Here is a 22,343-nt window from a genome sequence, read left to right as displayed (position 1 = left end):
ACCTTTCCAGTGAGGGGGTTATCCCCGTTACACCATATATGGGTCACAAATACCCATTTTGCCAAGTATCTCTGTTTCAAGGCCTTCCATCAAAGTGGCATCTTGGTCACGGATATGATCATACCCCAACAGATGCAGCACGCCGTGCACCATCAAATGGGTGGCATGATCCACCAGTGATTTGCCTGATGCGGCCGCCTCTTTTTGACAGGTGTCAAAAGAAATCGCGATATCGCCCAGTTCCTCTGGAACGCCGTCAAATGCGACCTCGGGCGGGTGGGGCTGCCCCCCATCCTGTTCCGAAGATCGCTCCTGAGCTGGCCAACTCAACACATTGGTTTCACTGTCCTTTTCCCGAAAGTCAGCATTCAGTTCTGCGATCCGCGCATCATCACATGCCAGCACGGCAATCTCAAAGATATCAGGGTCAATATCCAAATACCTGAGGGTTGCACAGGCAGAGACCTCGGCGATCTCGGCCAAGCCGACATCTTGCCAACGCGGGTCTTCGAACACGGTATCAGTCAGCATGTCACACACATTTAAATTTTCAACGCCCTGTTGCGGGTGGCCCCACTATCCTCTGGGGGTGTCCGCGTCATACGCCTTGATAATCGCCGCCACAAGCGGGTGACGCACAACATCGTCCGCAGTAAAATAGTTGAAGCTGATCTTTTGGATGCCACTCAGAAGTCGCTCGGCATCCGCGAGCCCAGACGGCACGCCGCGTGGCAAGTCGACTTGACTGCGGTCTCCGGTGATCACCATACGCGACCCCTCACCCAGACGCGTGAGGAACATCTTCATCTGCATTGTGGTCGCATTCTGCGCCTCGTCCAGAACAACAAACGCATTGGACAGGGTACGCCCCCGCATAAACGCCAGCGGTGCGATCTCGATACGTTTTTCTTCCATCAACTTGGCCAGTTGCTTGCCCGGCAAAAAGTCATTTAGCGCATCATAAAGCGGCTGCATGTACGGGTCGACTTTCTCTTTCATATCCCCTGGCAAGAATCCCAATCTCTCGCCAGCCTCAACGGCAGGTCGCGACAGAATAATCCGATCAACATGCCCGCCCAAGAACATCGACACCCCGACGGCAACAGCCAAATAGGTTTTGCCCGTTCCCGCAGGACCAATGCCAAAGGCAAGTTCGTTTTTGAACAAGGACTGCACATAAGCTTTCTGAGCCTCAGTGCGTGGCTCAACCAGCTTTTTGCGGGTTTTGATTTCAACAGGCCCTGCCTTGAACATCTCAAGCTGATCTCCGGCACGGATGCCCGTGCCCTTTTCCGAGTCGCCCATGCGAATCTCTCGGTCGATATCCCCGTGCTCCACAGATTTTCCAGCCTCAAGACGCGCGTACAATGCCTCGAGCACCTCTGCCGCCTCTTGTTGCGCGGCCTCTTCACCGTGAATGGCAAGCAAATTGCCACGGCGAATGATCTGAACAGACAGCTTTTTTTCGATTTTGGTCAGATTGCGATCGTATTCACCGCAAAGGTCGATCAGCAATCTATTATCCGGAAATTCGACCAATATTTCAGTCTTGTTTTCCGATACGGGCGGCGGGGTCATTGCACCAGGGGCCAATCAACTCTCCTGCAGGTTTGAGAACATGCTGAATGGTGCCAACTTGTGCGCCGGTGCGCAAGCAATTGACCGTCAAATTTCACGTGATCGGCACAAAAAAGCCGCGCAAACAGATGCGCGGCTTAATGAATGCAAGTGTGTGGCGTTAGATTTGGTCTTTGAATGCCGACCCTTTTTTGAAGGGGCCTGTTGCAACACCGGGAGGTGCCGCGCCTGAACATACAGGTTTACCATATTTATCAAGGCGTTGAGAAAGGTACCCTTCGACACCATCATCGATGATCCAATGATCACACCCATTTGGATCAACCCAGATCCCGGCCTTAAGCTGGCTCAAGTGCTTGGTATCAAACCCGCGGTCGACAGTTTTGTCGACTTTGTTGTCACAGGCCGCAATCGCAGCCACAACACCCACCAAGAGAATCCCTCGAACGATTTTCATATCTTGTTCCCCTTAGCGAATGCAGATGATTTCAACACGGCGATTCTGCGCCATGCCGGACGACGTACCGTTAGAGGCACGTGGCATACGTTCGCCATATCCACGAACATCCACGACGCGCGCGCCTGTGGACCGTGCGACTTTGGCAACCGAGTTGGCGCGATTATAGCTGAGCTTCATGTTGTATGAGTCAGACGCACGGCTATCGGTGTGACCTGTCACGATGAACGCAGACGCCGTTGCCGTCTTGAAGAACTCTTGCAACCGCTGGCGGTTTGCAGAGTTAATGGAATACTGATTGGTCGCAAAGAACTGATCAGCGTTCATAACCCCACAGACATTGCCGCGGCGGCAAACAGGAATACCCTGACGGGTTACGTGAGGAGTCATGTATCCTTCGACACCGTCATCCATAACCCAATGTTCGCACCCATCGGGGTCCACCCAAACAGTTGGCACATATTCTTGTCCAAGAACGGTACGTTGGGTTTGTGCGGCTGCGGGCTGCGCGATGGAAACCAGCGCCAAGCAAATGGCTGCAAATCCTCCCAAGGCGACCCGAGCTTTGGTAAATTTTTTATCCGACACAGCAATATCCTCTGCCATATACCCGGCGCAAAGCCACGACTTTAGATGGGCGCACGGTTTTTATAATATGCGCCATTGTAGCAAGTTTAGAGAACCTGTGAAGGATAATTCACTATATCTGGTGTCAGAATATGGCAAATTTATGGCGAACGCGTCCGCATTCGTCTGCCAAACCGGTCATTGTCAACGAAATCAGAACAACGCCCGCTTTGGCAAATTCATTGTTTCGGATCACCAAGATGGCCTAGATGCATTCGCCCTTCAGGGAATTGGTGCCACTCTCAACGATTCTTACTTTGGCGATGTCGCCGACTTTGGCACCGGACCCCGCCACGTGAACCGCATGAAGATATTCAGACTTGCCAACCATTTGGTCATCAAACCGGCCCGGCTTTTCGAACATGACGCTCACGTCACGCCCAACCATGCTGTTTTGAATGTCTCGCTGTTGTTGCGTGATCAACGCTTGAAGGCGATGCAACCTGTCAGTCGCGGCCGCTTCATCGACAAGCGCGCGCTCGGCGGCCGGTGTCCCCGGCCGGGACGAATATTTAAAGCTATAGGCCTGTCCGTATTGAACTTCTTGGATCAAGGACATTGTGTCCTGAAAGTCTTCTTCGGTTTCTTCAGGAAATCCTACGATGAAATCGCCGGACAGCAAAATATCGGGACGCGCCTCGCGAATGCGCTCGATCAGGCGCAAATAGCTATCGCGGTCATGGCTCCGGTTCATACGCTTTAGGATCTTGTTGCTGCCTGACTGAACCGGCAAATGCAAATACGGCATCAACTTTGAACAAGTGCCATGTGCCTCGATCAGGTCGTCCATCATGTCGTTGGGATGGCTGGTGGTAAACCGAATACGCTCGAGCCCATCAACCTTGTCCAGCTGCCAGATCAGTTGGGCCAGCGTCATATCGCCTGATGGCCCAGCGCCGTGATACGCATTCACATTCTGGCCCAGCAATGTGATCTCGCGCACGCCACGCTCGACCAGATCGCGCGCCTCGGTCAAAATGCGGTCAACCGGGCGGCTCACTTCTGCACCACGGGTATAAGGCACCACGCAGAATGCACAGAACTTGTCACACCCCTCCTGAACCGTCAGGAAGGCAGCCGGGGCACGCTTGGCTTTTGGCCGCAATTTGAGCTTTTCGAATTTGTCTTCTTCGGGGAAATCCGTGTCCAACGCCTTTTCACCGGCCTGTGCTTTGGCTTCCATTTCGGGCAGACGATGATAGCTTTGTGGCCCCACCACGATATCGACCATCGGTTGGCGACGCATGATCTCTTCGCCTTCGGCTTGCGCGACACATCCAGCAACCCCGATCTTCAGATTCGGATTCTCAGATTTGAAGGGTTTAAGCCGCCCCAAATCAGAGTACACCTTTTCAGCGGCTTTCTCGCGAATGTGGCACGTATTCAAGAGAATCATATCAGCATCGTCAGGTGTTTCGGTGACCTCATACCCCGAGCCCCCCATCGCCTCGGCCATGCGTTCACTGTCATACACGTTCATCTGACAGCCATAAGTCTTGATATAAAGCTTTTTTGTCTCGGCCATGTGCCCAATTCCGTCGCGGTTTCAAGACGTCTGACTACATCAAAACAGGGGCAGCTTGCAATGCGGGTCAAATTCATCGAATTTGGGGCGCAACAGGACAGGGTTTGGCAATGAAATACGCGTCGGTTCAAGAGTTTACCCAAAACAACAAGGCTGCTTTGGCGAAAGGCCCTGTTGCATTGATTTTTGCCGAGGACCGCACAGAGCTCGGGACAACCATCCGCCACCATCAGGATTTGGGGTTTCGGCAGGTCTTGGTGTTTATGTCTGACGCCTTCGACCTTGACGATGATTTGGCCCAAACGGTGCATCGGATCAGGCTGGAGAACGTCTCTGGTCAACCCATGATCGACGTGGTGAACCACATCATAAAAACGGCCCCGAATATCTGGCTGTATTACTGCTATAATGCCGAATACTTGTTCTATCCTTTCTGCGAAACCCGGACCGTAGGCGAGTTGACCACATTTTAGATGGAAGAGCGTCGCGAGGCCATTTTGACCTATGTGATTGACCTCTATGCGGGCGACTTGGAAAACCACCCGGATGCGGTTTCCCTTGAAGAGGCGCAGATGGATAAATCCGGCTATTACGCGCTCGCACGTCCTGATCCACAAAACCACAACCACCCCAAAGAGCGGCAACTTGATTTCTTTGGCGGGTTGCGTTGGCGATATGAAGAACACATCCCGTCAGACAAACGCAAAATCGACCGGATTTCCCTATTTCGAAACAAACCCGGGCTGGTGCTAAATTCTGACTTCACCTTCAACGACCAAGAATACAACACCTACAGCTGTGAATGGCATAACAATATCACGACCGCGATCTGTTCTTTTAGAACGGCAAAGGCATTGAAAACCAATCCGGGAAGCACGTTTGATATTTCCACGTTCCGCTGGCACAACTCGGTTCCGTTTGAATGGCATTCACGCCAGCTGCTCGACCTCGGGCTGATGGAACCTGGTCAATGGTTCTGACCACGTTTCGCGCGTTCTGGGCGGTTTGTGCGCTTGGGCTGGCGTCGGCCTGCACCTACGTGCCATTTGATGAGCACCGCACACCAAGCCTGTCGCTGAGTGCAACACAGGAACATTCGCTTAACCCCTCTGTCAGCCAACGATTGGCCGGCCTTCCAAGCAAGACTGCATATTTTGAGCTTGATAACGGGACGGATGCCTTAGGGGCGCGTCTGCGCATGATCGAAGCCGCAGAAACATCCATTGATATTGCAACGTTTTTGGTCAAACCAGACACAGCAGGCAAGCTGATTGCCAATCGCCTGCTCGCGGCAGCCGATCGCGGCGTGAAGGTTCGTTTTTTGCTTGATGATGTGTTCACAACGGCAGACGATACGATGCTTGCCAGCTTGGATGCGCATCCCAACATTGCGCTGCGCGTCTTCAACCCTGCGTCTCGCCATGCTCCCAAATCCATGGGGTTTGTCTTTGATTTCAAGCGTGTGAACCGACGCATGCACATCAAAACCTTTGTGGTCGACAGTTCGATGGCGATTATGGGCGGCCGCAACTATGCGGACGAGTACTATGAGCTTAAGGACTCCGAGGCCTTTGCTGACTATGACGTTTTGATATTTGGGCCGGAAGCGATCGAGCTTGATCAAGCCTTTGATACCTACTGGAATGATGTGTATTCCGTGCCAATGCACGCCTTGGCGCCAACCGAGATCGCAACATCCAAGGCATTGGGCCAAAGCCTGCGGTATGACATCACCCAAGATGAAATCGCCGCGTATGAGAATGCAATCAATAGCCCCTATCTGGAACATATCCGAACGGGGAAAATAAGCCCGTTCTGGGGGCGCTCCACGTTGATTGTGGATACCCCCGAAAAACTGCGCAACAAAAACGGGGACGGGCCGCATGTGTTGGCAGAAACCTTGTTTCAGGAAATGCGGCGCAGTACACATCAGGTGACGCTGATCACCCCGTATTTTGTCCCCGAGAATTATGGCGCGCGTTTCTTTACTGACCTTGTCGCCCAAGGCCTGAAAGTGCGCGTTGTGACCAATTCGCTGGCCTCAAATAATCATGCCTATGTGCATGGCGGATACGCGCGCCACCGCAAGGCATTGCTTCAGGGCGGAGTTGAACTGTTTGAATTGCGCCATGATGCGCTTGAGGCCCTTGGTGAAACCATTGATGATACGCCAATGCCCCTGACGCTGCATACCAAACTGGCGGTGTTGGATCAGGATCGCGTGTTTATCGGGTCACTGAATCTTGACCCGAGATCGATCAAAACCAATTCCGAAATTGGTCTGTTTGTCCACAGTCCCGCCTATGCCAAATCCCTGACGCGCGAACTGCATCAAAGCGTTGAACGGTATGCGTACCGCGTGACACTGGATCAAAATGGCAATCTTGTCTGGACCTTTACCGGACATGGGAAAACCGAACGGTTTTCCCAAGATCCGAACGCCACATTCTGGCAGCATTTCCTCGCTAAGATGCCAATCTGGTTTGGTCTTGAGTCCCTGCTCTAGTTGAAATCAGGGACGCACCAAGATTGCCCCGGATCGCCCACCAGCCTCAACGGCCTCTTGGGCGCTGACAGCGTCGGCCAGATCAAAAACCTCTTGAACGTCAACTGACAGCGCCTGCGCCGCAAGGGCGTCATGCAAGCGCGCCACAGCCGCCTGCCGCTCTGCCAACGGCAGCAGATAGATCAGCACGATATCCAACGTCAGCGCCTTAAACAACAAAGGACCAAAATTCAGCGTCGGCGTCATGTCTTTTGCCGACCCATAAATCGCCACTGTTGCACATTGCTGCATGACGTCGGCCAGCATATCGATATTCACACCAAATTCGACCTCGACGGCGTGATCAACAAGCGCACCGTTATTTGCCGCGACAATATCAGCCGCCAAAGTCGCGCTTTTATAATCCAGCACCGTGTCGGCTCCAGCCGCTTTGATGCGATCCATGTCACGTGTCGAACCCGTCGCAATAACCTTGGCACCGCCCCATTTGGCCAGCTGTACGGCAAGAATGCCGACAGTCCCCGCACCGCCGCTGACCAACACGGTTTTTCCGGCAACGTCGCCTTGACCAAACACGCAATGCGCTGCCGTGAGGCCAGGAATGCCCAGCACCGCCCCTGTCTCCAAAGAGACCCCGTCCGGCAACGCGACCGCCTGTTCTTCTGGAAGTGCTATATATTCGGCCGCAGTGCCAAATGCGCGCTGCCATTGACCGTTCCAAATCCAAACTCTTGTGCCGATCTTCGCAGGATCGACGCCTGCCCCAACAGCTTCGATCACACCAGCCCCATCGCTGTGCGGGACAATTGCGGGAAACGCCGGTTTTGTGACGCCCGGACGCGTGCCGCTGCGCGATTTCACATCAGACGGATTCACCCCGGAGAAAGCAATGCGTACCAATACTTCGCCAGCCTGTGGCTCGGGCGTGGCGATGTCTTCAACCGCCAACACGTCGCGTGCAGCCCCAAAGGCGCGATAACAAACTGCTTTCATGATGGTCCCTTTCAAAGTTCAATCGGATGCTGACACGAAAAATCGCCCAACCGCAATCCGGTGGGACGTGACGACACTCTGAAAATTGTTCGATTTATTTGCGTCTAAGGCGGATCACAACGTCCACTTTGGACACCTCGGCCCCTTCGGGCACGTCCGGCAAGCGTATAATTTCAAGCTGATCCATGGGGGCATCGGTCAACACGCGCGTATCCTCCCAAAAGAAATGCGGGTGATCATGCGTATTGGTATCAAAATAGCTCTTGGAGCCATCCACTGTGATTTCCTGCATCAAACCCGCATCACAGAACGCCCGCAAGGTGTTGTATACTGTCGCAAGCGATACGCTTTCGCCATGCGTTTGCACGTCCGCGTACAAGCTTTCGGCCGTCACGTGCCGATCCATGCCATCACCGACCAACAAAGATGCCAGCGCCACACGTTGACGCGTCGGACGCAATCCAGCCTGCGTCAGCCAATCAGTACCAATATGTGTCGCTTCCGAAGTCATAACAGCCAATTTCTTGTTCACAGACTATATAAGGCCAGACAGGGGGCTTTTTCAATTGAAATTCAGTCGCAGTCTAATCTGGGTTGATAACGGCATTCTTCATGTCAACGAGACATGGCAACTCTTGCAGGACACATAGACAGGGTGCTAGAGGGAAGTTAGCCAAAAAATACAGTGACTATAGGGGGCTTGTCCACATGGCCGAATATCCAACCAGCTTTGACAAAGAGGGACTTATCAAATGCGCGAAGGGCGAACTTTTCGGCCCGGGCAATGCGCAGCTCCCGATGCCCCCGATGCTCATGATGGATCGTATTACCGACATTAGCGCCGACGGCGGCGAGTTCGGCAAAGGGCATGTTGTTGCCGAATTTGATATCACACCTGATCTCTGGTTCTTTGAGTGCCACTTCCCAGGCAACCCGATTATGCCCGGATGTCTGGGGCTGGATGGCCTTTGGCAATTGACCGGCTTTAACCTTGGCTGGCGCGGCATGCTCGGTCAGGGCATGGCCATGGGCGTCGGCGAAGTTAAGCTGAAGGGCATGGTCAAACCAGACCGCAAGATGTTGACATATTATGTGGATTTCACACGGGTCATCGATCGCAAACTGAAACTTGGTGTCGCCAATGGCCGCGTTGAGGCAGATGGCGAGTTGATCTATCAAGTGTCAGATATGAAAGTCGGGTTGGCCGCAGCCACCTGATCTTGACTAAGCAGTATTGAGGGAGAACGCACATGCGTCGCGTCGTCATCACCGGTCTGGGGATCGTGTCATCCATCGGAAACAATGCCGACGAGGTTCGCGCCTCGTTGAAAGCAGGGACTTCCGGTATAGAAACCAGCCCGCAAATGGCAGAGCATGGCTTTCGTAGCCAAATTGCAGGGACGTTGAAGATTGACGTGTCAGAGCATGTCGACAAGCGCACCCTGCGGTTCATGGGCGGCGGCGCAGCTTACGCGCATATCGCGATGCAGCAGGCGATTGCGGATGCCAATCTCTCTGAAGACGATGTGGTGAACGTACGCACCGGTTTGGTGGCGGGCTCTGGCGGGCCATCGACCTCGGCAATGTTGACAGCACACCAAACCGTGTTGAAAACCGGCGCCACCAAACGGATCGGGCCTTTTGCCGTGCCCAAGTGCATGAGTTCGACCATTTCTGCGAACTTGGCCACAGCCTTTAAGATCAAGGGCATCAACTATTCCATCACCTCGGCGTGCTCAACGTCTTTGCATTGCATCGGCAATGCGGCAGAGCAAATCATGATGGGCAAGCAGGACGTGATGTTTGCGGGTGGCGGCGAAGAGCTGGACTGGACATTGTCCTGTCTGTTTGACGCAATGGGGGCAATGTCTTCCAAAAAGAACGACACGCCAGCCGCCGCGTCACGCGCATTTGATGCCGACCGCGACGGATTTGTGATTTCTGGCGGTGGCGGCATGGTCGTTCTAGAAGACCTTGAGCATGCGCTTGCCCGTGGGGCAAAAATTTACGCCGAAGTCACCGGCTTTGCGGCAACCTCTGACGGCCATGATATGGTGGCCCCGTCAGGCGAAGGCGGCGAGCGCGCGATGCGTCTGGCCCTGCAAACCCTGCCCGAAGGCCGCAAGGTTGACTATATCAACGCCCACGGCACATCCACGCCTGTCGGAGATGTGGGTGAAGTCGAAGCCGTGCGCCGCGTATTTGGCGAAGGCAGCACACCGCCGATCAGTTCAACCAAGTCTATGACTGGGCACGCCCAAGGGGCCGCTGGCGCGCTTGAGGCGATCTTCTGTCTGTTGATGCTGGACGATGATTTCATCACGCCATCCATCAACGTGGACACGCTGGACCCAGCAATCAACGAAAATGAAATTGCCACTACATTGGTGGAAAATGCAGGACTCGACAGTGTCATGACCAACAGCTTTGGCTTTGGCGGCACAAATGGCTCGATGATCCTGTCGAAGTACAAAGGATAACCGCAGATGTCTGATCAAATGAAGGGCAAACGCGGCCTGATTATGGGCGTGGCCAACGAGCGTTCGATCGCGTGGGGCATTGCCAAAGCCATGCATGAAGCCGGTGCGGAACTTGCGTTCACCTATCAGGGCGATGCCTTTGGCAAGCGCCTTGCGCCTTTGGCGGAAAAAGTTGGCAGCGATTTTATGGTGGATGTAGATGTCACCGATGACGCATCTCTTGATGCCGCATTTGCGCAGTTGCAAGAGCGTTGGGGCACCATCGATTTTGTGGTGCATGCCATCGCCTATTCCGACAAAAATGAACTGACCGGACGTTTTCTGGACACCAGCCGCGACAACTTTAAAAACTCGCTGGATATTTCCGCGTATTCGCTGATCGAAGTCGCCCGCAGGGCGCATCCGCTGATGCAAGATAATGGCGGAACCATTCTGACGCTGACGTATCAGGGCAGCAACAGAGTTACCCCGTTTTATAATGTGATGGGTGTGGCCAAAGCAGCGCTTGAAGCGGCCACTCGGTATCTGGCCAATGATCTGGGTCCTGAAGGCATTCGTGTGAATGCGATCTCACCCGGCCCCATGAAAACATTGGCTGGCGCAGCCATTGGTGGCGCGCGCAAAACCTTCCGTCAAACCGAAGCCAATGCGCCTCTGCGGTCAAACGCGACGCTCGAGGCCGTGGGTGGCACCGCCGTATATCTGGCGTCTGATGCCGGGGCTTATACCACGGGCGAAATTATCCGCGTTGATGGCGGATACCACGTTCTGGGCATGCCGCAGTCAGAAAACCTCTAAACACATTAACCTCCCGCCATTTGGAGTGCCGCGCACATGCGCGGGGCGCCAAATGTTGGGCCGGGCCTCGCTGCGCTCGGCGTTCGCGCCATCTAGGAGTTTGCGGCCAATTCCAATGCCAGCGCTGCCAAAATTTCCTTGGCCGGGCCGGCCTTTGCCGACATCGCACCAGTTCCAGCCCATTGCGCACCATAGCCCGTATTTCCCTGTGCCTTGGCCGCCGCATTCAACGACTTGCCCGCATCGTAGGTGACGGGATAGGCCGGAACAGATGATATGTCTTGGTCTTGCCCCCACTGCACAAATTGATTGGCAAGGCATCTCGCCGGACGACCTGACACAACCCGTGTCAACACAGGCGGCTGACAGGCCGGATCATGCAGCGCCGCCCGATAGGCCGCATCTGCCGCCGATTCATCACATGCCACAAAGGCTGTACCCAATTGGCACCCCGCCGCGCCAAGCGCGAGCATCTGGGCCACGTCTTGACCGTTCATGACCCCACCGGCGGCAATCACCGGCAGGTCCAAATGATCCACAAGTGTCTTGACCAAAGCTGCCGTCGTCAGCTCTTGATCGGCAGCGTCTAGATCAAAAATACCCCGATGCCCGCCAGCCTCAATCCCCTGAGCCACAATCGCATCTACGCCAGCACGGGCACAGGCCTCTGCCTCTTGCAGAGACGTTGCAGAGGCCAGCAGCACGATGCCCGCGTGTTTCAGGGCGCTGATCTTGGCCACATCAGGAAGCCCAAAGTGAAAGCTCACCACGTCGGGCCTCACGTCAAGAAGCATCCTGTGCATCGCGTCATCCGTCAGATAACTTTGATAGATTTCAGCCAACTCCGCAGGTGGGGTGGCCTCAAATTTGTCGAACTCTGGGCGCAATACATCAAGCCACGCGCGTTCGGTTGCGGAATTTCTTTGAGCAGGCAGATGGCAAAACACATTTATGTTCAAGGGCTTGTCGGTGAATTTGCGCACCTGCGCGATCATCTCGCGGGCTACATCAGGCGTCGCGGCACCAACCCCCAATGACCCCAGGCCGCCTGCAGCACTGACGGCCGCTGCCATCTCCGGCGTCGACACGCCCGCCATTGGGGCCTGAATGATCGGCACCTCGAGAGAAAATCTATCGGTCAACCATGTGCGCATATTGAATCCTCGCTTTGCAGCTAGAATGACAAGACCCGCGCAAAAAGAAAGCCCGCAGAAATACTGCGAGCCTTCCGTGTTTGAATGCGAGGCTGAACTCAGCCGATGGAAACCAGTTCCAGCGCAAAAGTCAGGTCTTTGCCTGCCAAGGCATGGTTCGCATCCAGCATGACGACCTCTTCCGAGATCGAGATCACGGTTACAGGCACGACTTGGCCTGTCGGGGACTGCATTTGAAGTTGAAGACCAACTTCCAACGGAATTTCCGCCGGAATCTGGCTGCGTGGCACTTCTTGGCGCGCCTCTTCGTGGACGGGGCCATAGGCCTGATCAGATGGGATTTCGATTGTCTTTTTCTCACCGACGGCCATGCCGTCCACACCGCTGTCAAATCCTGCGATGACCTGACCTGACCCCAAGGTGAACTCGAGCGGGTCGCGCCCTTCAGAACTGTCAAAAACAGATCCATCACTTAGGGTTCCGGTATAGTGAATGCGGACGGTGTCGCCCGATTTTGCTACGCTCATGCGATTTCCAATTCTGGATTTATTAAACCAGCAAGCCGAATGGCCCGCCAAAAAAGATGCGGCGCACCCTAAGCGCAGACCCAGAGAAACGCAAACAGGCATATTTGAGCGTTTGACAGGGCCGAACTTCCTGCCAGTATGCCGCCCAAAAGGAGGATCGAAAGTGACGATCACAACATGTGTTTTTGATGCCTATGGCACGCTGTTTGATGTCGCGGCTGCCGCGCGCGAAGCCGCCGCCACCTCCGACAATGCCGCATTTGCCACGCACTGGGCCACAGTTGCCGAAAACTGGCGCCTGAAACAGCTTCAATATACGTGGCTACGGGCCATCACTGGCGCCCACACGGATTTTTGGGAGGTCACCCAAAACGGGTTGGATTGGGCGCTTGAGGCCAGCGGTCTTCAGGATGATGCAGCACTTCGAGCCCGCTTGCTGGCGCTGTACTGGGAACTGTCCGCGTATCCCGAGGTGCCAAAAATGCTGGCCGCGCTCAAAGAGCAAGGTATCACCAACGCAATCTTGTCGAACGGATCTCCGGATATGTTGAGCGGAGCCGTTGAAAGCGCGGGCATCGGAAACCTGCTCGACGGCGTCCTGAGCGTCGAAGACGTCAAGATATTCAAACCGGCCAAGGTCGTTTACGACTTGGTTGGCGCACGGTTTGGCTGCACCAAAGATCAGGTTCTGTTTGTATCATCCAACGGATGGGATGCGGCCGGCGCGGCAGGGTACGGGTTTCAAACCGCATGGGTGAACCGTGCCAATGATCCGGTGGATCGCCTGCCATGGACCCCCGATACGATTTTGTCAGACCTCACTTCAATTCCCGACCTCACAGGAGCCTGAATGCCCCGCTTTACCACCTCTGATGGCCTTTCGTTGCACTATACCGACCACGGCCAAGGGCCTGCGCTTTTGTGTTTGCCGGGGCTGACCCGCAATGCCAGCGATTTTGACTATGTGATGCCCCATCTTACGGGCATGCGCGTGATTTGCCCGGATTACCGCGGACGCGGCCAATCTGATTGGACCGAGGACTATGGCACCTATTCTATCCCGCAAGAGACACAGGACGTCATTGCGCTTCTGGATCATCTGGGGATTGATCGCGCCGCAATATTGGGCACATCACGGGGCGGCCTGATCGCACTGACGCTGGCCGCGCTTGTGCCTGATCGTGTGGCGGGTGTGTGTTTCGTAGACATCGGTCCCGTCATCGAAACCGACGGGCTGGCTACAATTCTCGGATTTATCGGCCTAAACCCGATTTGGAAAACCCTTGATGAGGCCGCCGAGGTCTTTGGCAGCCGCATTCAGGGCTTCGATAACGTCCCAGCCTCGCGATGGCGTGAAGAGGTTGAAAAGCACTTTGTCCCGACATCCTCTGGCCTGAAAATCAACTATGACCCCAAATTGCGGGATGCGGTGCTGGAATCCTATGATCCAGATGCCCCCGCGATGGATCTGTGGCCCTTGTTTGATGCACTGGCTACGGCGCCTGTCGCGGCCATTCGCGGTGCCAATTCCGATTTGATGAGCGCGCAAACCCTGCAAGATATGCAAAATCGCCGCCCCGACATGGTGGCCGCCACCATCCCAGACCGCGGGCATGTCCCCTTCTTGGACGAAGACGCGTCTGTTGCTGTGATCAAAGACTGGACTGCATTACTTGGCGCGCAGACATGAACATTGATCTTATCCGCGCAGCAGCCCGCCGCCTTGAAGGCCACGTACGTCACACGCCCTTGTTGTCATCACCATTCTTGGATGACATCGCAGGCAAACGCGTTCTGGTGAAACCCGAATGTCTGCAACATACCGGATCTTTCAAATTTCGCGGCGGCTGGTCCGCCGTGTCTGCGCTGGATCCTGACATTCGCAAGCGCGGCGTCATTGCCTTTTCGTCAGGCAATCACGCCCAAGGCGTCGCCATGGCTGCGGCGGCCCATGGCGTCCCTGCCGTCATTATCATGCCAGCAGATGCCCCCCGCATGAAAATCGACAACACCCGCGCCCTCGGGGCCGAGGTGGTCCTGTATGATCGCGCAGGCGGAGAAAGCCGAGAAGACATTGGGCAAAAGTATTCCGAGGCCAGACAGCTCACGTTGATAAAACCCTATGACGATCCGCAAGTGATAGCAGGGCAAGGCACCACAGGTCTTGAAATTGCAGCACAGGCCCGCGCCGAAGGTGTCGAGACCGCAGATGTCTTGGTGTGTTGCGGGGGGGGCGGCCTGACGTCAGGTATCGCCCTTGCACTCGAGGCCGATGCACCTGACCTGCGTGCCCGCCCTTGCGAACCGCAAGGGTTTGACGACACGACGCGGTCTTTGGCCAGCGGCAAAATCGAGCGCAACACCACGCTGTCTGGCGGAATTTGTGACGCCATTGTCACGCCAGAACCCGGCAAGCTGACCTTCCCGATTTTATCGCGCCTGTGTGGACCGGGCATTGTTGTCACCGAAGACCAAGCCCTTGATGCGATGGCCTTGGCATTTTCGCGTTTGAAAATCGTTGTCGAACCGGGGGGGGCTGTGGCGCTGGCGGCGGCCCTGTTTCACAGCCAAGAAACCAAAGGCGATGCGGTGATTGCGGTGTGCACCGGCGGTAATGTCGATCCTGACATGTTCAAGACTGCTCTTAACCGCACGTCGTGAGACAGATTGACGGTGATCTTGTGGCGATGGCACGTCGCGGGGACTTGGACGTGATCGTACATGGCTGCAATTGTTTCCATGCGATGGGGGCTGGGATCGCGGCGCAGATTGCCCGCGCCTTTCCACAGGCCGTGGTCGCGGATCGTGCCACCGCATTTGGGGCGCGATCCAAGCTGGGCAAAATTTCGACCGCAACACACGGACCATGCACCATTGTCAACGCATATACGCAATTCCACTGGTCCGGCACGCCACCACTGGTGGACCTTGTTGCGCTCAAGGACGCGTTTGATCGCATCGCACAACAGTTTCCAAATCAACGTATAGGCTACCCCAAGATCGGGGCGGGCCTTGCAGGCGGCCATTGGCCGGATATTGCACCTATTATTGACACCTCTCTTGCGGGGCTTGATCATTGTCTGGTCACATTGCCCCCAGCCTTGAAAGATCACGCATGACTCTTTTTACGATTGCCACGTTTAACGTGAAAAACCTGATCGGACCCGATCAGGAATATTATCAATACATGACCTACACGCCCGAAGAATACGCGTGGAAACAGGATTGGATGGCCAATCAGATTTTCTCGATGGATGCAGATATCATCGGCTTTCAGGAAATCTTTACCCAAGACGCGCTGGAAAATGTGCTTGAGGCCGCAGATGACATTGGTCAGCAAAGCAACGATGCGGTGCTGCCCACACGTGACAAATCTTATCGCAAAAAGGCCATTTTTCGCAAACTCGGCTATACGCCTTATGCGGATGCGGGCCTTGCGTTTGCACCAAATGCCAATGACACTGGCACACCGGGGCAGCGTCGGCCCGGGCTTGCCATTCTGTCTCGGTTCGGGTTCGCGGAACCTCCGGAAATCATTCAGGTTCTCGACACGCCCCTGCATATCCCCTTGTCCGATTTGGGCGGCGGCGATGCCGGACATTACACCGTGACCCGTCTGTCGCGCCCGATCCAAAAAGCCCGCATCCCCATCAAGGGCCAGATCGTGACAGTGTTCAATTGCCACCTCAAATCCAAGCTTGGCGAATATGTGAAACCTGCTGCCGCTGACTTTGCACCTGAAGCAGACCTGACCCAATATGATGCCGCCGGTCGCGCCATGGGGTCCCTGCGCGCAGCCCTGCGCCGGATGGCCGAAGCGTGGGTTTTGCGTCGCGAAATTTTGGCAGAGCTGGAACAGGGCCGACCCGTGATGGTGCTTGGTGACTTCAACGACGCAGAGCACGCGGTCAGTTCCGAAATCATTAGCGGCGAAGCCCCGTTTCGCAACTATTCGTGGATGCTGCGCCATGATGCCCAAGATCGCAATGACCGCTATTCCAAGTCCGATGCGGCAAAGATACGTACGTCAGTCCTTGAACGCCAATTGACCAGCGCAGAGAAGTTCTTTGTGCGCAAATCCCTGCGCGATATGGTGTACACAGCAGCCTTTGGCGGTGTGTATGAAAGCCTCGACCAAATCTATATGTCGCACCATTTCCACCCAGACAACGCCCAGCGCATTGGCGAGATGGAATACCTAAGTGTGTTCAACGACCATTTGACAGACGGCAGCCACCCAGAGGCCCCGTACAACAAACTGGCCAGTGACCACGGGCAAATCATGGCGCACATGAAGCTGGGAACACCGGAATGAGCATTGCCACCCTAAAAGGCGTTGATCTCGAATATGAGGTCGCAGGAAATCCGCAAGGGGCACCAGTGGTGTTCGCCCACGCCTTGGGCACGGATTTGCACATGTGGGATGCCCTCTTGCCCCATTTGCCGCCAGAACTTCAATATATCCGTTTCAGCATTCGGGGCCACGGCCAGTCCTCTTGCCCGGACGGACCGTATTCGATGGGTACGTTGGTGCGTGATACCGAACAACTTTTGGATCACCTCCAGCTCAAGGGTGTGGTCTTTGTCGGGCTGTCTCTGGGCGGCATGATTGCCCAAGGACTGGCCGTCAAGCGCCTTGATCTGGTGCGCGCCTTGGTCTTGTCCAACACGGCGGCCAAGATTGGCCAAGCCAGCATGTGGCATGACCGCATTGACAGTGTACGCCAAGACGGGATGCAAGCCATCACCGGCCCAACCCTAGAGCGATGGTTCTCCAAAGCCTTTCGCGCCACGCCGGACCTAAACCATTGGCGCGATGTGTTGCTTGGCCAATCTGTCGAGGGCTATGCCGGATGTGCCGCCGCCATTGCGGGCACCGATTTTTACACCCCAACAAGTGGACTGCGCCTGCCCACGCTTGGCATTGCGGCAAGCGAAGACAGATCCACTCCGCCTGATCTGGTGCGTGAAACGGTTGATCTGATCCACGGCAGCAAATTTGCGCTGATCCGGCGCGCAGGGCATCTGCCTTGTGTCGAAGATCCCGAGACCTATGCAGCCCATCTGACCACCTTTTTGAAAGAGATCGGCCATGTCTGACATTCTATTTTTGCACGGGTCGCTTCACGGGGCTTGGTGCTGGCGCGACATGCTGCCTGCTTTGACGGCATTGGGACACAGCCCGCGCGCCATGGACATGCCCAGCCACGGCAAGGATACCACACCGCTAGATCAGGTCACTTTGGACAGCTGTGTGGCGTCGGTGGTCGATCAGTTGGGCGACAACACAGTTCTTGTTGCGCACAGCTGGGGCGGATACCCGGCCACATTGGCCGCGGATATCGCGCCGGAAAAGATCGCGCGCATCATCTATGTCTGTGCCTATATCCCGCGCGAAGGTCATTCGCTTGTCGACATGCGCAAACTGGCCCCGCGGCAACCCATTCTCAAGGCGATCAAACGCGCTGCAGACAACAAAAGCTATACCGTTGATCCTGCCCACACCCGCGAGGTGTTTTATCAAGACTGTCCAGAAGGCACCGAAGATTTCGCCTTGGCGCATTTAACCCCCCAAGCCACCCTGCCCCAGATCACACCTGCCAAGCTTGGGCTTGGGCATACGACCTGCGCAAAAAGCTATGTCAGATGTCTTTACGACAATGCGATTCCAACCGAATTTCAGGCCGAAATGGTGCGTGACTGGCCCGCCAAAGATGTCTACGAGATGCCCACCAGCCACTCGCCCTTCTTTTCCGACCCGACGGGACTTGCGGCGCTCATAAACACCATACTCAAGGAGTGATCATGGCAGGTTCCGTGTTCGACAGCCCACTTTTTTCAAAACTGTTTCCATCAGGTGATGCAGGGCGATTGTTTACCGACACCGCCGAAGTGCGCGCGCTGATGCTTGTCGAGGGCACGTTGGCCAAGGTCCAAGGCGAGCTAGGCATGATCCCTCAAGACAGCGCCTTTTTCATCCACCGCGCCTCGATGGAAGCCCAAATTGATCCGGCGGGGCTGGCGGATGCCACGGGACAGAACGGCGTGTGTATTCCGGCCCTCGTGGCGGCCTTTCGCAAAGCCATGGAAGCCCCCGAGCATGCGCAGTATATCCATTGGGGCGCGACGTCTCAGGATATTCTGGACACCGGTCTCATGCTGCGCTTGCGTCAGCTGCTTGGGATTTTGGAGACCGACCTCTCGGCCACATTAACGCGTTTGGGAAAACTGGCGCGGGCACATGCGCAGACACCGATTGTTGCCCGCACTTTTGGGCAATCCGCAACCCTGACAAGCTTTGGCGCTCAAGCGGCGGAATGGGGCGCGCCTTTGGAAACCCTTTTGGGTGAAATTTCCGACTTGAAAGCACAATGTCTTATGGTGTCGCTCTCGGGTGCGGCGGGCACGGCGTCTGCCCTTGGCCCCAAGGCCCCACAGGTCCGCGCAGAGCTTGCCAAGGCCCTGAGGCTGCGCGATCCGGGCCGCAGTTGGCATACAGACCGCACCCCCATTCTAAAGATTGTGGATTGGCTGGTGCGGGTAAACATCGCCCTTGGAAAGCTGGGCGAGGATCTGATTGCCATGGCGATGTCTGATGTCTCGACCGTTGATTTGGGGCCGGTCGGCGCCTCCTCTACTATGCCGCAAAAACAAAATCCGGTGGCCCCTTCTGCAATGGTCGCCCTGTCTCATCAGGCGCGCGGATTGCATGCCACGCTTCAGGGCGCTGCCGTCCAAAAGCATCAGCGCGACGGCGCAGCATGGTTTAGCGAATGGCTGTGCCTACCTCAAATTTGCCTGGGCACCGCTTCTGCGTTGACCATGGCCAAACACGTACTTGAAACATTGTCGCCGAACCAAACAGGCATTGCGCGCCAAATTGACAACGCGTTGGGGCTGATGCACGCCGAGGCCCTGTCTTTTGCCTTGGCGGACACAATGCGCCGCCCAGAGGCACAGGCCAGCACGAAATCGCTGTGCCAGCAGGCGCTCGAGACGCGCACACATCTGCGCACGCTTGTGGCCGCGACCTATTCAGATTTAGATCTGGATGCCATTTTTGAAACCGCACAACAAATGGGCCAAGCCCCACACGCGGCACGCGCATTTGCTGATCGTGTTGCAACAATTGACAAGGATCGTGCCGCAAGAACCAGCTAAGCCGCTAATGCGCTAATGCGCAGGCGATACCCCATTTCCTGCCGAAAACACATATCACGTCAGGGAACCATCCGAGGCTCTTCTCAAACTCGATTTCGCACCCTATTGGTAAGGATCACGATTTGAGTATCTGCCTTATGTCCCGTCGTTTACCTATTTTGTTTATCCTCACCACAGTCGCAATTGACGCAATGGGGTTCGGGCTCATTCTGCCTGTGATGCCCGACCTCATCCAAGAGGTCAGCGGCAACACGCTTGCGGATGCGGCCATCTGGGGCGGTATCCTGACCACAGCTTTTGCGGTGACCCAGTTTTTGTGCGGCCCACTGATTGGGTCCATCTCGGATCGCTTCGGGCGACGGCCGGTGTTGTTGATTTCACTTTTGGTGATGGCCGCGGATTATCTGGTGATGGCTGTTGCAGGCAGCATTTGGCTGTTGCTTGTCGGACGCCTTGTAGGAGGTGTCACATCTGCCACCTATGCCACAGCATCTGCCTATATGGCTGACATCTCAAAACCCGACGAAAAGGCCCGTAATTTTGGCTTGATCGGCGTAGGCTTTGGGGTGGGGTTTGTGCTCGGCCCATTGTTGGGCGGCGTGTTGGCCGAAGTCGGCACGCGCACCCCGTTTTACGTGGCCGCCGTATTGGCGTTGAGCAATACCGTGTTGGGGTATTTTGTTCTGAAAGAAACCGTGACCGATGCCATTCGCCGCCCCTTTAGCTGGCTGCGGGCCAATCCGCTTGGGGCGCTCTACGCAATTGGAAAGCTTCCCGAACTGACAAAACTCTTGATCGTGTTCTTTTTCTACGAAGTGGCCGTGATCGTCTATGTCTCGGTCTGGCCATATTACGCGACCGAGTTATTTCAATGGTCCCCCGCCATGCTGGGGCTGTCCTTTGCCATCTACGGGGGGTGCTATGCGCTGTCCCAAGGGTTGTTGGTCGCCCCCTCGATCCGACTGCTTGGCACGCGTGGGACCGTGTCGCTGGGGTTGTGGATCGAAACTGCCTCTTTGGTGTTTTTTGGCATGGCGACAAACGGAATGCTGGTTCTTTTGATGATCCCGATCACGGCGCTCGGCGCAATCGGCATTCCTGCGCTGCAGGCCGTGATGTCACGTCGTGTGGGCGATGACGCCCAAGGCGAACTTCAAGGCGTTCTGGCAAGCCTGACATCCCTTGCCACCATCATCTCGCCCATATTGATGACCCAAGCTTTTGCCCGCTTTTCCGAAACAGAAGGCCCCTATTACGCCCCCGGCGCGCCGTTCCTGTTTTCAGCGCTGGTCATGTTGTGTGCCACCGTGATTTTCCTGACCTCGCGCCGCCGAACTTAAGGTTGTTACCAAACGTCAAACCAATTTCACGCTTGCGCTGGTGACTCCGTCAGGCGACGCTGGGTCAACACTTTGGAGAATCTGAATGTCGACAATCAAAGCCGCCGTTTGCCATGAATTTGGTGCCCCGTTAACTGTCGAAGATGTGGTCTTGCGCGGCCCTGAAATGGGCGAAATTGAAGTGACGCTCAAGGCGGTGGCAGTGTGCCATTCTGATATTTCTTTTGCAGAAGGCGCATGGGGTGGCAGCCTGCCCGCAGTCTATGGCCACGAGGCGGCTGGGTTGGTCACCAATGTCGGCGCTGGTGTCAAGGGCGTGGCAGAGGGAGACAGTGTTGTGGTCACCCTGATCCGCGCCTGTGGGACCTGCCCGTCTTGTTCCGGTGGGAAACCTGTGATTTGCCAAACCCCCTATGATGGTGACAAGGGGCCGCTGGCCACCGCAGACGGCAGAAAATTGCATCAGGCAATGGCCTGTGGCGCGTTCGCCGAAAAGGTGGTGGTGGACCAAAGCCAAGTTGTAAAAATTCCGAAAGACATTCCGATGGAAGCCGCAAGTTTGATCGCTTGTGGTGTCATCACCGGCATCGGAGCCGTTGTGAATGCCGCCGAAATTCGTGCGGGACAGGACGTGGTTGTCATCGGTGCAGGGGGTGTCGGATTGAACGCCATCCAAGGCGCGCGCATCGCGGGTGCACGCCGTATCGTGGCCGTGGATATGAGCGAAGAAAAACTGGCCATCGCCAAAGAGTTTGGCGCCACCGATGGGGTTCTGGCCACAGACAAGAAACCCTATGTCCAGGCGCTTCGGGCAATGGGGCGTGGCGCGGATGCCGTGATCGTCACGGTCGGGGCAATCCCTGCGTATGATCTGGCCCCGCGATACCTCGCACCAGGTGGCAAGATCATTATGGTTGGCATGCCCCATTCTGGCGCAAAATCGACCTACGAACCGGTTGTTCTGGCGGCGGTGGGGCAAGGCATGCAGGGTTCAAAGATGGGGGATGTGGTGATCAAGCGTGATATCCCTTGGATGGTAGACTTGTACAAACAAGGCCGCCTCAAACTAGACGAGTTAATCTCTGGCCGCTGGACTTTGGATCAAATCAACGACGCGATTGCCGATACAAAAACCGGCTCAGCGAAACGCAACGTGATTTTGTTCGACACCTAATCCATACGCCTCCGTGTGTTGAT

General features: G+C 55.7%; 23 protein-coding genes and 1 pseudogene. 15 read left to right on the top strand and 9 right to left on the bottom strand.

What is annotated here, in order from left to right:
- Positions 1-27: 27 nt before the first annotated feature.
- The 5 genes from ybeY to miaB all read right to left on the bottom strand — a co-directional run bounded on the left by ybeY (position 28) and on the right by miaB (position 4,187).
- Entirely contained in the window at positions 28-531 is a 504-nt protein-coding gene (gene ybeY, locus FAP39_RS01680; RefSeq protein WP_138014624.1) for an rRNA maturation RNase YbeY, read from the bottom strand.
- 45 nt (positions 532-576) lie between these two features.
- A complete protein-coding gene (locus tag FAP39_RS01675; RefSeq protein WP_138014623.1) occupies positions 577-1,593 on the bottom strand; it encodes a PhoH family protein in 1,017 nt (338 codons plus the stop codon).
- 145 nt (positions 1,594-1,738) lie between these two features.
- Entirely contained in the window at positions 1,739-2,035 is a 297-nt protein-coding gene (locus tag FAP39_RS01670; protein ID WP_138014622.1) for a hypothetical protein, read from the bottom strand.
- A gap of 12 nt (positions 2,036-2,047) precedes the next feature.
- Complete coding sequence (locus FAP39_RS01665) at positions 2,048-2,629, bottom strand: OmpA family protein (RefSeq protein WP_425471387.1); 582 nt, start codon at positions 2,627-2,629, stop codon at positions 2,048-2,050.
- Positions 2,630-2,867: 238 nt separating this feature from the next.
- A complete protein-coding gene (miaB, locus tag FAP39_RS01660) occupies positions 2,868-4,187 on the bottom strand; it encodes a tRNA (N6-isopentenyl adenosine(37)-C2)-methylthiotransferase MiaB (protein WP_138014620.1) in 1,320 nt (439 codons plus the stop codon).
- A gap of 110 nt (positions 4,188-4,297) precedes the next feature.
- On the opposite strand from miaB, the pseudogene FAP39_RS01655 reads away from it, so the two are divergent.
- Positions 4,298-5,167 (top strand): annotated as a pseudogene (locus FAP39_RS01655) (glycosyltransferase family 2 protein).
- Entirely contained in the window at positions 5,158-6,693 is a 1,536-nt protein-coding gene (locus tag FAP39_RS01650; RefSeq protein WP_171006759.1) for a phospholipase D family protein, read from the top strand. Before FAP39_RS01655 ends, FAP39_RS01650 begins: the two are co-directional and overlap by 10 nt.
- A 6-nt stretch (positions 6,694-6,699) precedes the next feature.
- Here the strand turns inward: FAP39_RS01650 and FAP39_RS01645 are convergent, their stop codons facing one another.
- Both FAP39_RS01645 and irrA read right to left on the bottom strand, forming a co-directional pair.
- Positions 6,700-7,686 carry an NADPH:quinone reductase gene (locus FAP39_RS01645; RefSeq protein ID WP_138014618.1) on the bottom strand — a complete coding sequence of 329 codons (987 nt, stop codon included), beginning with the start codon at positions 7,684-7,686 and terminating at the stop codon, positions 6,700-6,702.
- Positions 7,687-7,780: 94 nt separating this feature from the next.
- Positions 7,781-8,197 carry an iron response transcriptional regulator IrrA gene (irrA, locus tag FAP39_RS01640; protein ID WP_138014617.1) on the bottom strand — a complete coding sequence of 139 codons (417 nt, stop codon included), beginning with the start codon at positions 8,195-8,197 and terminating at the stop codon, positions 7,781-7,783.
- Between the two features lie 197 nt (positions 8,198-8,394).
- Between irrA and fabA the strand changes: the two genes are divergently transcribed.
- From fabA to FAP39_RS01625, 3 genes are read left to right on the top strand one after another with little or no spacing between them, the layout of a single operon-like run.
- A complete protein-coding gene (gene fabA / locus FAP39_RS01635; RefSeq protein ID WP_138014616.1) occupies positions 8,395-8,904 on the top strand; it encodes a bifunctional 3-hydroxydecanoyl-ACP dehydratase/trans-2-decenoyl-ACP isomerase in 510 nt (169 codons plus the stop codon).
- Positions 8,905-8,936: 32 nt separating this feature from the next.
- A complete protein-coding gene (gene fabB, locus FAP39_RS01630) occupies positions 8,937-10,166 on the top strand; it encodes a beta-ketoacyl-ACP synthase I (RefSeq protein ID WP_138014615.1) in 1,230 nt (409 codons plus the stop codon).
- A gap of 6 nt (positions 10,167-10,172) precedes the next feature.
- Positions 10,173-10,964, top strand: a complete 792-nt coding sequence (locus FAP39_RS01625; protein WP_138014614.1) for an enoyl-ACP reductase FabI — start codon at positions 10,173-10,175, stop codon at positions 10,962-10,964.
- 92 nt (positions 10,965-11,056) lie between these two features.
- On the opposite strand, the gene FAP39_RS01620 is transcribed toward FAP39_RS01625, so the two are convergent.
- The gene (locus tag FAP39_RS01620) at positions 11,057-12,118 is read right to left on the bottom strand and encodes an NAD(P)H-dependent flavin oxidoreductase (protein WP_138014613.1); all 1,062 of its coding nucleotides are present in this window, start codon (positions 12,116-12,118) and stop codon (positions 11,057-11,059) included.
- A gap of 98 nt (positions 12,119-12,216) precedes the next feature.
- On the bottom strand, positions 12,217-12,645 hold the full coding sequence (locus tag FAP39_RS01615) for an FKBP-type peptidyl-prolyl cis-trans isomerase (protein WP_138014612.1): 429 nt from the start codon (positions 12,643-12,645) through the stop codon (positions 12,217-12,219).
- A gap of 163 nt (positions 12,646-12,808) precedes the next feature.
- Between FAP39_RS01615 and FAP39_RS01610 the strand changes: the two genes are divergently transcribed.
- The 10 genes from FAP39_RS01610 to FAP39_RS01565 all read left to right on the top strand — a co-directional run bounded on the left by FAP39_RS01610 (position 12,809) and on the right by FAP39_RS01565 (position 22,320).
- The gene (locus tag FAP39_RS01610; RefSeq protein WP_138014611.1) at positions 12,809-13,495 is read left to right on the top strand and encodes a haloacid dehalogenase type II; all 687 of its coding nucleotides are present in this window, start codon (positions 12,809-12,811) and stop codon (positions 13,493-13,495) included.
- Positions 13,496-14,335 (top strand): alpha/beta fold hydrolase, encoded by an 840-nt coding sequence (locus FAP39_RS01605; protein WP_138014610.1) that lies wholly within the window; start codon positions 13,496-13,498, stop codon positions 14,333-14,335. It abuts the gene before it with no gap.
- Positions 14,332-15,306: a threonine ammonia-lyase gene (locus tag FAP39_RS01600; RefSeq protein ID WP_138014609.1), complete on the top strand. Its 975-nt coding sequence runs from the start codon at positions 14,332-14,334 to the stop codon at positions 15,304-15,306. The genes FAP39_RS01605 and FAP39_RS01600 overlap by 4 nt, the downstream gene beginning before the upstream one ends.
- Positions 15,303-15,764, top strand: a complete 462-nt coding sequence (locus FAP39_RS01595; protein WP_138014608.1) for a macro domain-containing protein — start codon at positions 15,303-15,305, stop codon at positions 15,762-15,764. The genes FAP39_RS01600 and FAP39_RS01595 overlap by 4 nt, the downstream gene beginning before the upstream one ends.
- Entirely contained in the window at positions 15,761-16,960 is a 1,200-nt protein-coding gene (locus FAP39_RS01590) for an endonuclease/exonuclease/phosphatase family protein (protein ID WP_138014607.1), read from the top strand. Before FAP39_RS01595 ends, FAP39_RS01590 begins: the two co-directional genes overlap by 4 nt.
- Positions 16,957-17,745: a 3-oxoadipate enol-lactonase gene (gene pcaD, locus FAP39_RS01585; protein ID WP_138014606.1), complete on the top strand. Its 789-nt coding sequence runs from the start codon at positions 16,957-16,959 to the stop codon at positions 17,743-17,745. Before FAP39_RS01590 ends, pcaD begins: the two co-directional genes overlap by 4 nt.
- Complete coding sequence (locus FAP39_RS01580; RefSeq protein ID WP_138014605.1) at positions 17,738-18,448, top strand: alpha/beta fold hydrolase; 711 nt, start codon at positions 17,738-17,740, stop codon at positions 18,446-18,448. Before pcaD ends, FAP39_RS01580 begins: the two co-directional genes overlap by 8 nt.
- A gap of 2 nt (positions 18,449-18,450) precedes the next feature.
- Positions 18,451-19,806, top strand: coding sequence for a lyase family protein (locus FAP39_RS01575; RefSeq protein WP_138014604.1), 1,356 nt, complete (start codon positions 18,451-18,453; stop codon positions 19,804-19,806).
- Between the two features lie 122 nt (positions 19,807-19,928).
- Positions 19,929-21,146: a TCR/Tet family MFS transporter gene (locus FAP39_RS01570; RefSeq protein ID WP_342777173.1), complete on the top strand. Its 1,218-nt coding sequence runs from the start codon at positions 19,929-19,931 to the stop codon at positions 21,144-21,146.
- A gap of 85 nt (positions 21,147-21,231) precedes the next feature.
- Positions 21,232-22,320: a Zn-dependent alcohol dehydrogenase gene (locus tag FAP39_RS01565; protein ID WP_138014603.1), complete on the top strand. Its 1,089-nt coding sequence runs from the start codon at positions 21,232-21,234 to the stop codon at positions 22,318-22,320.
- Positions 22,321-22,343: the final 23 nt, after the last annotated feature.

This window comes from Shimia litoralis (assembly GCF_005518135.1).
GTDB classification, from domain to species: domain Bacteria; phylum Pseudomonadota; class Alphaproteobacteria; order Rhodobacterales; family Rhodobacteraceae; genus Shimia_E; species Shimia_E litoralis.
The sequence above is the reverse complement of the archived record's forward strand: the minus strand, read 5'-3'. Positions and strand labels throughout refer to the sequence as shown.